The sequence below is a fragment of the Thalassovita taeanensis genome (genome assembly GCF_900110775.1).
Classification (GTDB): domain Bacteria; phylum Pseudomonadota; class Alphaproteobacteria; order Rhodobacterales; family Rhodobacteraceae; genus Litorimicrobium; species Litorimicrobium taeanense.
This window is the reverse complement of sequence record NZ_FOEP01000022.1, coordinates 21,659-36,525: the sequence shown is the minus strand read 5'-3', so window position 1 is coordinate 36,525 and position 14,867 is coordinate 21,659. Positions and strand designations below refer to the sequence as shown.

Sequence of the window (14,867 nt, the reverse complement as noted above, 5' to 3'; positions counted from 1 at the left end):
CTTGTCTCGCGCGGCAATCCCCTGACCGCGCTCATCGGCCTGCGCCTGCGCCGCCTTCAGCGCCTCGGACCGTTCCGCAAGCTGCTTGTCCCGCGTGGTAATTTCTTCTTCCAAAGCACTCACACGTCGCTGCAACGGGTTGCCGTGCAACCACAGGTCCAGAAAATCAGGATCTGTGGCATCCGTTTCAATCAGATCAAATGCCTCCTGCGCTAACCAGCCCTGCAAGGTCGCACAATCCTCGGCACCCTCGAAAAAGCTTTCAACACCACAGCGGAGGACGACTTCCGCGACCTTGCCCAACAGCCCTGCCGCCTGCAACCCCGCCAGAAGCTTCATTTCCTCACCCGGCATATCGATCCAGATCCGCAATGGTTCAGGAAGATCCCCCAATTGCGCCACTAAAGAGGGAACGGAGATCGCGCTCACCATTGCCGTACGGCGGATTTTCAAACCGGGAAAAAGGGTTTTCAAGTCAGCCGTCGGCGGGGCAAAACTACGCAAGCCCGCGATGGAATAGAATGTCATCTCGGCTTCACCATCGACCTCGGAGACCGCCGCAGCAATGCGCTCCGCATCCGGGTAATCCGCCAAGGCAGTATCCGCTTGAGGGTCAACAATGACCAAACGCCGGGGCATGGACCCGATGCTGTTCAAACGGGCCTCAAGCACCTCAGGGCTAGGCATCCCCAAAATGATCAGCGTCCCGGCTTCTGCCGTCTGATTAACCATGGGAATACCTCCTAAATACTCGAATTCACTGCGAAGTTATGATACAGCGCACCCCAAGACAATAGCGGCCCCTCCCTTACAGCTCAAAAAATGTGCGGTAGTCGACTTTCGGAAAAACCTGGCAGTGCCCCCCCAAGGTCGCGTCTGTAATCTGGCGCCCATCTGCCGCAAAAACCTCCTGCGCGGCTCGATAGGAAACCTCGGATTCCTCCAGATTGGGCGCATCCCATTTGTGACCGCGAAAATAATCCGGGCTGAAATGGTTGGGATCATCCCCCTGCATCCGCAATTCCGCATTAGGCGTGCCAGACTGCGGAAAATGATGATCCATTCCGATGATCACCACATTTGAAAACCCCATGAAATACGCCAGCTGCAACGCCGCATGCGTTACCGTGTGACCTTCGCGTACGCCCTCGGTGATATCCCGGTAAAACCGGCCCGTCATACCCTTGCTGCGGATATGATAGGTCAGCGCATCGCGCGGCAGAAGGTCCGCCCCCCGGTCCGAGACGAATTTCACGCATTTCATCTCGCGGTATTGGTCGGCGGACTGTTCGATCACCTTGCGGTTCACGGCCACCATATAGCGCGGGTAAAATCCGAAACGCTCCAGCCCAAGGTATATCTTGTTCAACCCAAACACGATTTCATTCTTCAGAAACCCCAGATCCATCTGGTTAAGCGACGGCCCATTGCACACGATCACACAGCGCTGCCCCCGGTGCTGGTCGTGAAACCGCAGCAAGGGCGAAGTCGGATCGAAACAGTCAAAACGCATATCGCGCCCTCCTTTGCGGTCAGAGCAGAACCCGATGTTCAGCCTGCCCTGTCACATTTGTTTCCAGCGCAAAGGTACAGCCCTCTGCCCGTCCGTCCAGCGCAAACCCCTCGGCGGCCGAGGTGGCAAACAAGGTTTGCCGCGAAGCGCCGCCAAAGGCCGGACAAGAGATTTGACAGGCCGGAAAAGCAACGGCCGACATGAACCGCCCGTCCGTATCATAACGCGCCACGCGCGACGCCCCCCATTGGGCGCTCCACAAACAGCCCGCCGCATCGACCACCGCACCGTCAGGGTTAAACCCACCGTCGCGCAGGTCGATGAACAGCTCTGCCGGGCCATCGCACCAACCGGTTTCGGGGTCAAGCGGCTGGCGCATGATCTGCTGCGTGGGCGTATCAGTGTAATATCCACAACTTGCATCCGGCGCGAAACAGATTGAATTTGGAATCGTCATCTGCGCCTTCAATTGGCGCATTTCGCCGCGCCAATAGCGATAGATCGCCCCGGCCCCGAGTTCCAAATCTTTGCCCATCGTGCCAATCCAGAACCCGCCCCAAGGATCGGCGCAGCCATCGTTAGAGCGCGTCACCGGATTATCGGCCTCTAGTGCCACTATGCTTTCCTGCGCTCCGGTCTCCAAATCAAAGCAAAACAAATCGGTTTCGCTGGCCACCAGCAAACGGCTGTCATCCACCCAGCCCGCCGCCGAAACATAGCGATCGAATTGCCAGCAGCGCTCTTGTTCTTTTTCGACGGTCAGCAGACATCGGTTCAGAATGTCGAACCAGAACAGTTGCCCGCGTGTGGGGTGCCACATCGGCCCCTCGCCCAGCAGGCAGCGTGTTTGACTGAATGCAATTGCGCCGCTCATCCCGTCATGACCACGCCGCCATCCACGACCAGCGCCTGCGCGGTCATCATCTTGCTGGCATCTGACGCCAGAAACAAAGTGGTATCCACGACATCCTCGGGCGTCAGATGATGTTTCAGACATTGCTTTTCCAAATGCGCTTTCAGATCCTCGGGCGTGGCCCACAGCTCTTTCTGGCGCTCTGTCAGTACCCAACCCGGCATCAGCGCATTCACACGGATATTGTCAGGGCCCAGCTCCCGAGCCAGCGCCCTCGTGACCCCGGTAATCCCGGCTTTGGCCGCCATATACCCCGGATAGCCACCGTTCCCCATCATGTAGGAAATCGACGAGAAATTGATGATCGACCCGCCCCCCAGTTTCCGCATTCCTTCCGCCACGGCCTGCGCGGTAAAGAAATGCGGGCGCAGGTTGATGGCCATGCCCTTGTCCCACGCCTCGACGGTCGTCTCCGCAAGCGTGTGACGGGCGTCATTGGCCGCATTATTAACCAGAGCCGAAACCGGGCCATGGCGCGCGGCCGCCTGCGACAGACAGTCTTTCAGCGCAGAGACGTCGGTGATGTCGCAAGGTAGAAACAGCGGCGCGGCGCCATAAGTTTCCGCCATACGGTCAACGAATGCCCCAGCATCTGAGCGCTGGACAAAGGCCACCTTCGCCCCCTGCGCCAGAAACCCTTCGGTCAGCGAAGCACCAATCCCGGATCCGCCCCCGGTCACAAAGACCGATTTTCCCGCCAAATCCTTAAATACAACGTTCTGTTTCATATGCCCTCAAATCAATATTCCATATTCCGACTGGCCCCACCCCCGGCCCGCCTGCCCTCACATCATTAGGCCACCCGCCCGGTCCGCGAAATTCATATCTGACCCACGGCCCGTATTTTTCCTGACAACGCGGGAAAACTTACGGATAAGGTAAATTCCTGCACGGCCCCGGCGGGCAACAACACCGAATAGGGCCGCTCCGAAATCTCGCCCGAGGCCCCTTCACGGGCCGCCATGCCGTGCCAGGGCTCTATACATATGAAGGGTGCCCCCGGTTTCGTCCAAAGCGCCAGATTGGGCAGGTTCTCAAAGGCAAACCGCAAAGTCGTCCCCGTTCCCGCCCCGTAAGTCAGACCGGTGCCTGCCCCTTCGGGAAAAATCATCGCATCTTCGGCGAACAGGCTCTGATCCAGCGTCAAAACACCGTTTTCAAACGGTGATGGGTGATGCGCCGCAGGTAATAACCCACCGCGCAGGCGCGCCATGTCAGGCGCGGCCGCGTTGTTCAACATAATCCGGTGCGGCTGGCCCTCACATCCCGGCAAGGGCCAGCAAAACGCCGGATGAAACCCCAGTCCAAAAGGCATCGGGCGCGTATCCAGATTTTCCACCCGGGCCGAGATCCGCACACCGGCCCCGCGCACCCGGTGGGTCACCGACAGGCGGAACGCGAAGGGATAAACCGCCCGCGTTGCCGCACTGTCGGTCATAGCATGAGTGCAGTAATTGCGCCCGGCGTCACGCAGCGTGAACAGGCTGCGCCGGGCAAACCCGTGCTGCGCCATCAGGGCCGAATGCCCCTCTACCGTGATCGTATCATCCGGGGCACGCCCCACGATGGGAAACAGGATCGGGGACCGCCCCCCCCAATAGGCCGCATCACCATGCCACAGATAATCGCGGCCGCGGGCGTCTTGCAGGCTTTGCATTTCCGCCCCCAAAGCGCTGACCGAGACCGACAGCTGTTCATTGGAAATCTGCGTATGCCCTGTCATCGTCTTAATCCCTTCTTGGCCCGCGCCTCAAAGACTGCGGGCTGTGAAACTCGGCCCCCATCCGATCGACGAGGATCAGGACCACCGTTTTCACCGGGACCGCCCTTATGCAATGCCCGCGCGCAACAGATCATGCAGATGCAAAATTCCCACGGGTGTTCCGCCCTGTTCGACCACAAACAACGTGGTGATTTTGCGTTCGTTCATCAGCGCCAGCGCCTGCGCAGCCAGTTGGGTCGGCGGCACGGTGACCGGGTTCAGCGTGGCCACCTGCGCAGCAGTACTTTCCATCAACCGCGCCATGTGACGCCGCAAATCGCCATCCGAGACGATTCCCACCAGAATGCCATCTTTCACAACCCCCGTGGTGCCGAACCCTCTCGAGGTCATTTCCAGCAAAACCTGATCCATCGGTGACTGCATATCGACCAGCGGCAATTCATCCACCCCGTGCATCAGCTGCGCCACCGTGGCCAGCTGCGCGCCCAGCTTGCCGCCAGGATGGAAGGTGCGGAAATGCTCGGGCTGGAAATTGCGCTGCTCCATCAAGACCACGGCCAAAGCATCACCAAGCGCCAGCGCCAACGTGGTCGATGTGGTCGGTGCCATGCCCATCGGGCAGGCCTCGGGCGCGGGCGGCAACAACAGCTTGTAATCGGCGGCCGTCATCAGCGTGCTGCCATCGCGTGAAGAAACTGCCACCAGCGGGATCGAAAACCGCCGGGTATGCGCTAGGACATCGCCCAATTCCTGCGTCTCGCCGGAATTGGAAATCAGAATACAAATATCATCCGGTGTGATCATGCCCAGATCGCCATGGCTGGCTTCCGAGGCATGCACGGAAAAACTGGGCGTGCCCGTGCTAGCCAGCGTGGCGGAAATCTTGCGCCCGATATGCCCGGATTTACCGATCCCCGAAACGATCACCCGGCCCTTGGTGGACAGGATCAGCCGCACCACAGCGGGGAAATCCGGCGGCATATGATCCGCCAGCAGGTGCAGGGCCTCTGCCTCGGTCGTCAGAACCTGACGCGCCGCCGCAAAGATGATCGGATCAGCAGAAGAGATGTTGCTCATGCTCCTGCAATGTCACAGCACTCTAAGCCATTCAACACCGAAGCGCGCACCGCTCAATCCTTCGGAAGGCTCAGCAGATATTCGCCGTAGGCGTTCTTGGCGAATTTCTGCGCCCGGGCACGCAGCGCCTCGGGGGTGATCCAGCCCTGATCGAAGGCAATCTCATCGGGGCTGCCGGTTTGCAGACCCTGTCGGCGCTCCAGCGTGCGCACGAAATTTCCCGCATCCAAAAGGCTGCCATGGGTGCCGGTATCCAGCCAGGCATAGCCGCGCCCCATGTGCTTCACATTCAGCAGCCCCTCTTCCAGATACATCTCAAGCAGCGTGGTGATCTCCAGCTCGCCCCGCGGCGAGGGTTTCACCTCTTTTGCGCGCGCCGAGGCCGTGCCATCCAGAAAATACAGCCCCGTCACCGCGTAATGCGAGGGCGGCACCTCGGGCTTTTCGACGATCTCAGTTACATTGCCCGCCTCATCGAAAGCCACCACGCCATAGCGTTCGGGATCGGCCACCCGGTACCCAAAGACCGTGCCACCATTGCCCTGCGCATCCGCCTCGCGCAGCAGGTTCGACAGGCCGTGGCCAAAGAAAATATTGTCGCCCAGCACCATCGCGCTGGGGGCGCCATCCAGAAAATCCTCGGCCAGGATATAGGCCTGCGCCAGCCCATCAGGGCTGTCCTGCACGATATAGGTCAGGCTCAGCCCCCACTGGCTGCCATCGCCCAGCGTGCGCTTGAACTGGTCCTGATCGTGGGGGGTGGTGATGACCGCGATCTCACGGATGCCCGCCAGCATCAGCGCCGTCAGCGGGTAATAGATCATCGGCTTGTCATAGACCGGAAGCAACTGTTTCGACACACCGATCGTGATCGGATACAGCCGCGTCCCCGAGCCCCCCGCCAGAATGATGCCTTTGCGCTGTGTCATAAGAATATACCTTTGTTTAAAATCTGTTTGGCTCAGGCCTTGAGGCTGTCCAGATCAGCCAGAATATCGCGCAGCCCGGCCTTCCAGTCCGAACGGGCAATGCCAAATGCCGCCTCGGTCGCGCTGTTGTCCATCCGCGAATTCAGCGGACGGCGCGCCGGGGTGGGATAAGCAGTGGTCGGGATATCCTCAACCGCACACACCGTGCCCGACTGCTCAAAGATCTCACGCGCAAAGTCGGCCCAGCTGACATCCGGCCCGCCCGAGAAATGATAGGTGCCCGACTTGGCCGGGTCGTCTATCAGCTGCTGCGCCACCGACAGGCAGGCATCGGCAATATCGGCCGCACAGGTCGGACCGCCCACCTGATCGGCGACGATGGTCAGCTTGTCGCGGTCCGCCCCCAGCCGCAGCATGGTTTTGACAAAGTTATTGCCATGGGACGACACCACCCAAGACGTGCGCAAAATCGCATGGGCCCCCCCGGCAGCCCGCACGGCCTGTTCCCCGACCAGCTTGGTACGGCCATAGGCGCCCAGCGGGCCGGTGGGATGATCCACGGCAAAAGGCGCAATGCCGCTCCCGTCAAACACGTAATCGGTAGAGATATGAACCAAAGGCAGCCCGCGCGCGGCAGCGGCGCGCGCGATCGCGCCGGGCGTCGTGCCATTGACCATCAGCGCCAGCGCCTCGTCGGCTTCGGCCTTGTCCACCGCCGTATACGCCACGGCGTTGATCACCGCATCGGCATCGGTGGCGGTGACAAACGCGGCACAGGCCTCGGGGTTCTCAAAGTTGGCCTCGTCCAGCCCACGCACTTCCAGCACGACATCGCCGCAGCGGCGTTGCACTTCCTGACCGACCTGACCGATCTCCCCGAAAACTAGAACCTTCATTGCCGCTCTCCTTTATGCCTTGGTGCCCAGACGCTGCCCCACGCCCGCGCGGTTCTGCAACGCGCGCCACCAGGTTTCATTGTCCAGATACCATTGCACGGTTTTCTCCAATCCCTGCTCCACCGTCACACTGGGACGCCAGCCCAGCTCGGTGCGGATACGGGTGGGATCAATCGCATAGCGCGCGTCATGACCCGGGCGATCAGTCACAAAAGTGATCTGATCCGCGTAAGCTTTCGCGTCCGCGCGCGGGCTGAGCTTGTCCAGAATACTGCACAGCGTCTGCACCAGCTCCAGATTGGTCCGCTCATTCTCGCCACCGATATTATAGCTGCGCCCGACCTGCCCCTTGGCCAGCACGGTCAGCAGCGCATCGGCGTGATCCTCGACATACAGCCAGTCGCGGATGTTCGACCCGTCGCCATAAATCGGCAGCGGCTTGCCCGCCAGCGCGTTCAGGATGATCACCGGGATCAGCTTTTCGGGGAAATGATAGGGGCCGTAATTGTTGGAACAATTGGTCAGCACGATCGGCAAACCATAGGTTTCATGCCAGGCCCGCACCAGATGGTCCGAGCTGGCTTTTGAGGCGGAATAGGGACTGCGCGGATCATAGGGCGTGTCTTCGGTGAACTGCACCGAAGGATCATTCGGCAGCGATCCGAACACTTCGTCCGTGCTGATATGATGGAACCGGAACCCCTCGGGCTTGCCCTGACGCTCCCACAGGGCGCGCGCCGATTGCAGCATGTTATAGGTGCCCATCACATTGGTCTCAACGAACACGCCGGGGCCGTCGATCGACCGATCCACATGGGATTCCGCGGCCAGATGCATGATCGCATCGGGGGCGTGGCGGGCGATGCAGGCCTCGACCGCAACCGCGTCGCGGATATCGACCTGCTCAAAGCTGTACAGCGGGCTGTCCGCCACGCTGGCCACATTGTCCAGACAAGCGGCATAGGTCAGCGCATCGAGGTTGACCACCTCATGCCCCTGCCCCACGGCCTGACGCACCACAGCCGATCCGATAAATCCGGCCCCGCCGGTCACCAAAAGCTTCATCCGTCTTATCCCTCAAACCCAAACGGGCTGTCAAAATCGGCCAGCAACGGGGCCGCTTCGTCTTTGCCCGACAGCACCGGGGTGATCCCCTCAAGCGGCCATGTGATGCCGCAGCTGTCCCAGCGCACCGCGCCATCGCAGTCGGGCGCATAATGATCGGTGCATTTATAGACGATCTCGGTATCCGGGGTCAGCGTCATGAACCCGTGCAGGAACCCCGCCGGGATCCACAGCTGCCGCCCGTTTTCAAAGCTCAGCTCCTCACCCACCCACTGGCCATAGGTCGGGCTGCCCTTGCGGATATCCACCGCCACATCAAACAGCCGCCCGCGCCCGCAGCGCACCAGCTTGCCCTGCGCATGGGGGGGCGACTGGAAATGCAAGCCCCGCACCGTGCCGACCTGCGCCGACAAGGAATGATTGTCCTGCACAAACTCAGGCAGATATACCCCAGCGTCCTCCAGCCGTTTCTTGTTCCAGCTTTCAGAAAAGAAGCCACGATTGTCGCCGAAACGCGGCGGGGTCAGGATCAGCACACCCTCAAGTGCGGTCTTCAGAATTTCCAAGGTGTGTCTCTCTGGTATTAATTAAAGAAGATGAATTCAGCTGAATGGTTAGCAAGCAGATGCCGGAATGTCATCCGCCTTTTCCGCAGATGCAGACTTCCGCTTAGCTGCGCTTGGCCAACCAGCCCAGAAACGCCTTGTCGGGCGCATGAAGGCGGATTGCGCCGCGGGCGCGCCAATGCGCCAGCCATTCCGCCTGAAGCGCGTAAACATCCGCCCCCGGCCGCATCTCGCGCGCCCGATCCAGCGCCTGCGGCGACAGGACCGGCACCTGCCCCGGCTCGATCGCCACATCGCGGCGGAAGAACCGGATCAGGTCGCCCGGCTCTTCGCTCATCTCGTAATCCGGCAACAGATCGGCGGCGATCATATCGCGCAGCATTTTGCGAAACACCCGGCGTGGGCTGGCGCTGCCGGATTTTTTCAGCAGCGTATCCACCGACACCGTCCAATCTGCCTGACGCCCGCAATGTTTGCGCGCCAATTCATAGATCCGCCGTTCCAGCGGTTTGCGCAGACGGAAATAATCACGGCTCAGCGTCAGCACCGATTTCGACAGCACCGCCCGAAACAGCCAGTCGCTCAGCGTCACCGTCACGCTGATCATCCGCCCGCCACGCGTCTTGCGCACAATCTGCCAGCTTTCAATAAGGCCGAAACCGCTGGTCACCTCCTGACCGCCGGTCTCAAAATTGGTGGTGATGCGCGTGCCCGCCAGCCGCTCCAATGCATCGCGCAGGCGTTTATAACCGTCGCCGCTGGTTTCGCGGTTGGTGGCCACCAGCAAGTCATGTGCCTTCAGCTGCACGGTCCGGCTAATCGCCCGCCCCGCATTCACCGCCGCCATCAACTGGCTGATGCAATAGATCAGCACGTCCTTGTCATGGATCGTCGCCAGCCCGCGCACCGAGGGCGTGACCTGAATGCTGACCCCGTTATGATCATAGGACAGGATGCGCCGGTCAGGTCGGGTGGACAGCGAAAACATCGGGTGTTCCATCGACCCCATATCATCCTTGGGGGCAGCATCGAAAATATCACAAACGAAAAAATCCGTCGTCGGGTGATGGTCGGGCAAAAGCCCCCCTGATGTCCCTGCTACGGGCCCCGCTGCTGTCATTGCCTGTCCTGTCCCGCGGCGCGCGCCCGGGTTGGCCCGGATCAACGGCAGCGAATCTGCTTCGTGGTTTCAGTGACACCCAGCATAAAGTTATCCACAGATTGCGTCCAGCAGGGCGCCCGCCCCAATCGGGGTTTCGGAATCGTCTCGGCGTGGTTTCAGAGTCGTTTCAACGTGGTTTCAGAATCGCCGCAACTCCAAATTGCCGCATCAAGCCCCTTGTTTCCAAAGCGATTTTCGACAACCCTGATCCCTATAACTTATAAATAACATAAAAAATAACGACATCAGCTTTTTGGCTGCGCTAAACAGCCAGCCAGACATGTCCCTCAAGAATTTTCAAGCTATTGAATTTGCTAAGAGATTTAAGTTTCTCGCCTACATGTACGCAAAAACATTACATGTGATGTGTTTTTGCGTATACTGCCAAAAAAGCGATATATTGAGAGCCGAGCATGACAACCGAAAGCGGGACTCTTCCTCCATACTTCAACATCAACCCTGACGCTGCCCTGTCTGAACTGGGGCAGCCTGTCGGATCAGATGGGTTCGCCCAGATCGCAGAGCGCTGCCGTCTGGGTCGTCAGGATCTGTCCAGCCGGGGGTTAAGCGAAAAGGGTGAGAAATCCCTGCGCAAGTTTTCAACATGGGAAATCACCCGCTATCTGATCCCGGTCGCACAGGCCCATTTCCGCCGTGTGCTGCGCCAAAACCCGCACCTGCCCCAAGGGGCTTCGGACACCCAGGGCGGGGCGAAATGGTTCACCCTGGACGAGGTGCTGGCCCTGCGCACCCACTTCGCCGCCGAAGGATCAAAATCCAAAGAATACCGCCCCTACCGCCCCAAAGGTCTGCCTGCAAAAATGGTGGCTGTGGCGAACTTCAAAGGCGGAGTTGGCAAAACCAGCACCGCCGCGCATCTGGCCATGTCGGCGGCATTGGACGGCTACAAGGTTCTGGTGATTGACCTGGACAGTCAGGGATCGATGACGTCAATCTTGGGCGGCAAGGTCGAGGATGAATGGCAGACCGTTTTCCCGCTTTTGGCCCGCCACTATGCCGCCGCGCTTCAAGCCGAAAACCGTGCCCGCATTGATCGCGGCGAGGACCCCAAGCCGCTGGACGACACATTGTCCGAAGCGCTGAAGGTTCGCGCGCCCGAGCTGATCCAGAAAACCCACTGGCCCAATATCGACCTGATCGGCGCGCAGCTGAATCTGTATTGGGCAGAATTCCAGATCCCCGTCTGGCGCATGCAGGGGCGGGGCTGGAAACTGTGGGATGCGCTGACCGACACGCTCGAAGCTGACGGCATTCTGGATCAATACGATCTGATCTTTCTCGATACGCCCCCCGCCCTGGGCTATCTGACGATCAACGGGCTGGCGGCGGCGGATATCCTGCTGGTGCCGCTGGGGGCCTCGTTTCTGGAGTTCGACTCGACGGGCCGTTTCTTTGACATGCTGCATTCCACTTTCGCCAGCATCGAAGAGGGCGAGAACATGGCCGCCCGTGCTCTTGGTCGGCCTGAACTGAATTTCGAATGGGACGCGGTGCGCGCGGTGATCACCCGGTTTGATGGTGCGCAGCAGGCCGAACTGGCGGCGCTTATGCAGGCCTATCTGGGCGACACGCTCAGCCCGCACCGGCAGGATTTTACCGCCCTGATCGGTCAGGCAGGCGAACAGGCCGTGGGCATCTACGAAGCCGATTACCGCGACTTCAACCGCGAGACTTACGTTCGGGGTCGCGCGACATTCGATCAGACCTATGCCGCCTTCAAACGGTTGTTACTGGGGATCTGGCGCCGCGAAGAGCTGGAAGCTGCCGCTCCCCAAACGGAACAGGCCTGAGACAACGCGCGGTCCTGCAAGGCAAGCTTAACCGCCCTGCCCTGTTATGGACCCGCCCTCCGGCTTTGAGTGAAGAAAGGACCTAACATGGCCAAACGCCGCCGCCTGACCCCGGCCCGCCCAGATTTCTTTTCGGGCGATCCCGTCCCCGCCGCCGGGGCCGCCCGCGCACCCATCGCGCAGGTCGCCGGCGATGTGGCCATGACCGCCGCCTTCGAGGAGGTCCAGTCTGAACTGCAAACCGCCCACCGTGAGGGGCGCATGGTTCTGTCGTTGCCTTTGGACAGCGTCAAAGTGGATTACCTGATCCGGGACCGCATGGCCTGTAATAGCGAAGAGATGGACGCGCTGAAAGAAAGCCTGCGTGCCCGTGGCCAGCAGGCCCCGGTCGAAGTGACCGATCTGGGCGGTGGGGTCTATGGCCTGATTTCCGGCTGGCGGCGGTTGCGCGCGCTAAAGGAACTGCATGAGGAAACCGGCGGATTGGCCCGGTTTGGACAGGTTCAGGCCCTTCTACGGCTGCCCGCCGATCGCTCGGCTGCCTATGTCGCAATGGTCGAAGAAAACGAGATCCGCGCGGATCTGTCCTTTTACGAACGCGCCCGGATTGTGGTGAAGGCGGTCAGTGAGGGCGTCTATGACAGTGACAAACAAGCGCTACAGAGCCTGTTTTCCACCGCGTCGTTTTCAAAACGCTCCAAGGTGAAATCCTTTATGCCCTTGGTTCAGGCTCTGGATGGCGTGTTGCGCTACCCGGCGTTGATCCCTGAAAAGCTGGGGTTGGCCCTGTCGAAGGGGCTGAGCGAAGACACCGGTTTTGCCAAACGTCTGACAGCGGACTTAAAGCCGGGTGCGGATATGTCCCCCGAGGTGGAGCGTAAAGTCCTGGAAGCTGCGCTGAGCCCGAAAACCTCCCCTGCCCCCAAGGCGCCTAACCCCCAAAAATCAGAGCCTGTTTCACCTCACGGTGCCCCGTCTGATATGCCTGATCCCTTCATGATCGCCACAGGCATTCGGATCAGCGCCCGGCGTGGCCGGGTCGAATTGGAAGGTGACGGCGTGAACCCCGGCCTGATCGAGCGGTTGCAGGACTGGCTTCGATCCCAAGGTTAAGAATCTTTCGCGCGCGAAAGATTCATCCTGCGGCAGGCGGGCGTTTGCGGCGCAGCCACGGTGGGAACATATTGCGCACCGTATAGGTATAGTGTTCCAGCGCCTTTTCGATTTCGGCGTAGTAGTAGAAATTCCCGTTCTGCAATACGACACCGGATTGGCAGATATGTTTCATCTGGTCGGGAGAATGGGAGACAAAGACCGCGCCGCTGTTTTTCAGACGCTCCAGCAGCATGGCCTCGCTGCGGGCGCGAAACCCCACATCGCCGACGGCGGTCACTTCGTCGATCAGATAGGTGTCGAAACGCATCGCCATCGACATCCCAAAGGCCAGCCGCGATTTCATCCCGGACGAATAGCTGCGGACCGGCAGATAGAAATGCTCGCCCAGCTGGGCGAAGTCGCGGGTGAATTCCACGGTTTCATCGGTATCGACCCCGTAAATGCGGGCCACGAATTTCACATTTTGCGCCCCGGTCAGATCGGGGTGAAAACTGCCTGAGAACCCAACAGGAAAGCTGACCGATCCGTGCCGGATGATTTCCCCTGACGAGGGCTGAATCGTGCCGGCGATCATCTGCAACATGGTGGATTTACCGGCCCCGTTGCGGCCGATCAGCGCCACGCTTTCACCTGTTGGGAAGGTGAAAGAAATGTTGTTCGCGATGACCTTTGAGACCCCGTTCAGGCGATAGACTTTGGACAGGTTGCGCAGTTCGATCATGTGTCTTAGCGCCGGTCGCGCAGACTGTAATACACCAGAACCCCGATGGACCATGCCAGCAACATGATCAGCCCCGTCAGCATGGACAGCGTTATGCGCTTTGGATATTGCGCCGATTGCGGCAGGGACGGAGTGGCATAGGTTGCAAGATAGCGGCTTTGGCGTTGGGCCTCGGCCTGGGCGGTGTCCAGCACGGACTGGGCGGCCAGATAGGACTTCTGGGCATATTCCACATCGACCATCAGCCGCTCGAATTCCCCCACAAGCGTCGAGTAATCCTTACCATCATCCACCCGTGACGTGCCGCCCATCCCGAACTTCTGGCGTTCTTGTTCGATCAGAGACTGAATCACGGCGATGCGCCGCCGGGCTTGGTCCACGCGCGGGTCATTGTCGCGGGCGGTATCCATCAGCAGGTTCATTTCGATGATGGTTTCTGCCAGCTGCGCCTCAAGCGAGTTCAGCAAGCCCATCTGTCCCTGAATATCCGCTTTGGGGTCCACGATCCGCGTTTCCGAGCGGAATTTCGTGAGCGCCTCTCGTGTGGATTTCAGGCGGCTGACCGCCTGTTCCAGATCTTCAAGCGCATAGCGCGTGGCATCGGACCGGGCGATGGCGGAGAGATCATTGATCATCGTTGTCGATTCCGAAACAATCGTTTCGGCGATTGTCTTCGCCTCTTGCGGGTCAAAGGCGTTCACCCGCACCTCGATCAGCCCGTTACTGGCATAGCTGATCCGCACCATGCGTTGCCAGTAATCCACCAGGTCCTCGATCGTGCCATCCGGGTCAAAGGCAAAGATAGGGTCGTATTCGGGGCGCGAGAAAATCGTGTCCAGATCCAACTGCTCATCAACCTTTTCGATCAGGCTGCGGCTTTGGATGAATTCATACAGGATATCCGTGTCCGACGAACTGTTGCCCGAAAGGCTGGCCAGCCCGCCCAGCAGGCTTTGTGCGCCGCTGATTTCCTCGGACCGTACGGCAAAACCGAAGGTCGAGGCATATTGATCCTCTGCCACGGTATAGAGATAGAATATGGTTGCCGCGAGGGGCAGGATCACCACCAGAACAAAGCTGATCAGAATGCCGTTGTGACGTGTCTTGGCGCGAGCGGGTCCTGCGGGCTTGGGAGCAGACGCGGGTGCGGCTGGCTGTTGGGTCGCGGGAGCTTGTGAAATGGGTCCGCCCTCTATGTTATAATTGCTTATGGAAACATTTCTGATTTTATCCCTCGCAATGCAAGGGTAAATCTTTTAGAGCCAAAGGCATGATCCGAGGCCTGGCCGGACCCATGGCCGGGTCCGAAAATAGCCCAGCAGAGAGGAAACACATGCGCGGCGCGTCTATTGGCAAACCAAGATTTGTGTTTCCA

General features: G+C 59.7%; 15 protein-coding genes. 2 read left to right on the top strand and 13 right to left on the bottom strand.

The features are described from left to right. From BSF79_RS18740 to BSF79_RS18690, 11 genes are all read right to left on the bottom strand, one after another. Positions 1-732: hypothetical protein (locus tag BSF79_RS18740; RefSeq protein WP_139246500.1), on the bottom strand; the 732-nt coding region annotated here is incomplete at its 3' end. Positions 733-808: 76 nt separating this feature from the next. After that, complete coding sequence (locus BSF79_RS18735; RefSeq protein ID WP_090271353.1) at positions 809-1,513, bottom strand: 6-hydroxymethylpterin diphosphokinase MptE-like protein; 705 nt, start codon at positions 1,511-1,513, stop codon at positions 809-811. Between the two features lie 19 nt (positions 1,514-1,532). After that, positions 1,533-2,387, bottom strand: a complete 855-nt coding sequence (locus tag BSF79_RS18730) for an SMP-30/gluconolactonase/LRE family protein (protein ID WP_217650103.1) — start codon at positions 2,385-2,387, stop codon at positions 1,533-1,535. Further along, positions 2,384-3,154 carry an SDR family NAD(P)-dependent oxidoreductase gene (locus BSF79_RS18725; protein ID WP_090271352.1) on the bottom strand — a complete coding sequence of 257 codons (771 nt, stop codon included), beginning with the start codon at positions 3,152-3,154 and terminating at the stop codon, positions 2,384-2,386. The genes BSF79_RS18730 and BSF79_RS18725 overlap by 4 nt, the downstream gene beginning before the upstream one ends. 92 nt (positions 3,155-3,246) lie before the next feature. Beyond that, a complete protein-coding gene (locus BSF79_RS18720) occupies positions 3,247-4,149 on the bottom strand; it encodes an aldose 1-epimerase family protein (protein ID WP_090271351.1) in 903 nt (300 codons plus the stop codon). 105 nt (positions 4,150-4,254) lie between these two features. After that, the gene (locus BSF79_RS18715) at positions 4,255-5,226 is read right to left on the bottom strand and encodes a KpsF/GutQ family sugar-phosphate isomerase (RefSeq protein ID WP_090271350.1); all 972 of its coding nucleotides are present in this window, start codon (positions 5,224-5,226) and stop codon (positions 4,255-4,257) included. A gap of 53 nt (positions 5,227-5,279) precedes the next feature. Beyond that, the gene (gene rfbA / locus BSF79_RS18710; protein WP_090271349.1) at positions 5,280-6,155 is read right to left on the bottom strand and encodes a glucose-1-phosphate thymidylyltransferase RfbA; all 876 of its coding nucleotides are present in this window, start codon (positions 6,153-6,155) and stop codon (positions 5,280-5,282) included. A gap of 32 nt (positions 6,156-6,187) precedes the next feature. Further along, entirely contained in the window at positions 6,188-7,051 is an 864-nt protein-coding gene (rfbD, locus tag BSF79_RS18705; RefSeq protein ID WP_090271348.1) for a dTDP-4-dehydrorhamnose reductase, read from the bottom strand. A gap of 12 nt (positions 7,052-7,063) precedes the next feature. Further along, positions 7,064-8,116: a dTDP-glucose 4,6-dehydratase gene (gene rfbB / locus BSF79_RS18700; protein ID WP_090271347.1), complete on the bottom strand. Its 1,053-nt coding sequence runs from the start codon at positions 8,114-8,116 to the stop codon at positions 7,064-7,066. 5 nt (positions 8,117-8,121) lie between these two features. Beyond that, positions 8,122-8,682 (bottom strand): dTDP-4-dehydrorhamnose 3,5-epimerase, encoded by a 561-nt coding sequence (gene rfbC, locus BSF79_RS18695; protein ID WP_090271346.1) that lies wholly within the window; start codon positions 8,680-8,682, stop codon positions 8,122-8,124. A 103-nt stretch (positions 8,683-8,785) separates the two neighbouring features. Beyond that, complete coding sequence (locus BSF79_RS18690; RefSeq protein WP_090271356.1) at positions 8,786-9,802, bottom strand: replication initiator protein A; 1,017 nt, start codon at positions 9,800-9,802, stop codon at positions 8,786-8,788. Positions 9,803-10,257: 455 nt separating this feature from the next. Here BSF79_RS18690 and BSF79_RS18685 point away from each other — a divergent pair, with 455 nt between their 5' ends. Both BSF79_RS18685 and BSF79_RS18680 read left to right on the top strand, forming a co-directional pair. Then, positions 10,258-11,655, top strand: coding sequence for an AAA family ATPase (locus BSF79_RS18685; protein ID WP_090271345.1), 1,398 nt, complete (start codon positions 10,258-10,260; stop codon positions 11,653-11,655). 87 nt (positions 11,656-11,742) lie between these two features. Beyond that, positions 11,743-12,768, top strand: a complete 1,026-nt coding sequence (locus BSF79_RS18680) for a ParB/RepB/Spo0J family partition protein (protein ID WP_090271344.1) — start codon at positions 11,743-11,745, stop codon at positions 12,766-12,768. Positions 12,769-12,790: 22 nt separating this feature from the next. Here BSF79_RS18680 and BSF79_RS18675 read toward each other — a convergent pair whose 3' ends face one another. Together BSF79_RS18675 and BSF79_RS18670 are read right to left on the bottom strand one after the other, a co-directional pair. Beyond that, positions 12,791-13,492 (bottom strand): ABC transporter ATP-binding protein, encoded by a 702-nt coding sequence (locus BSF79_RS18675; RefSeq protein WP_090271343.1) that lies wholly within the window; start codon positions 13,490-13,492, stop codon positions 12,791-12,793. 5 nt (positions 13,493-13,497) lie between these two features. Then, positions 13,498-14,556, bottom strand: a complete 1,059-nt coding sequence (locus BSF79_RS18670) for a KpsE/RkpR family capsule polysaccharide export protein (RefSeq protein WP_090271355.1) — start codon at positions 14,554-14,556, stop codon at positions 13,498-13,500. Positions 14,557-14,867 lie beyond the last annotated feature (311 nt).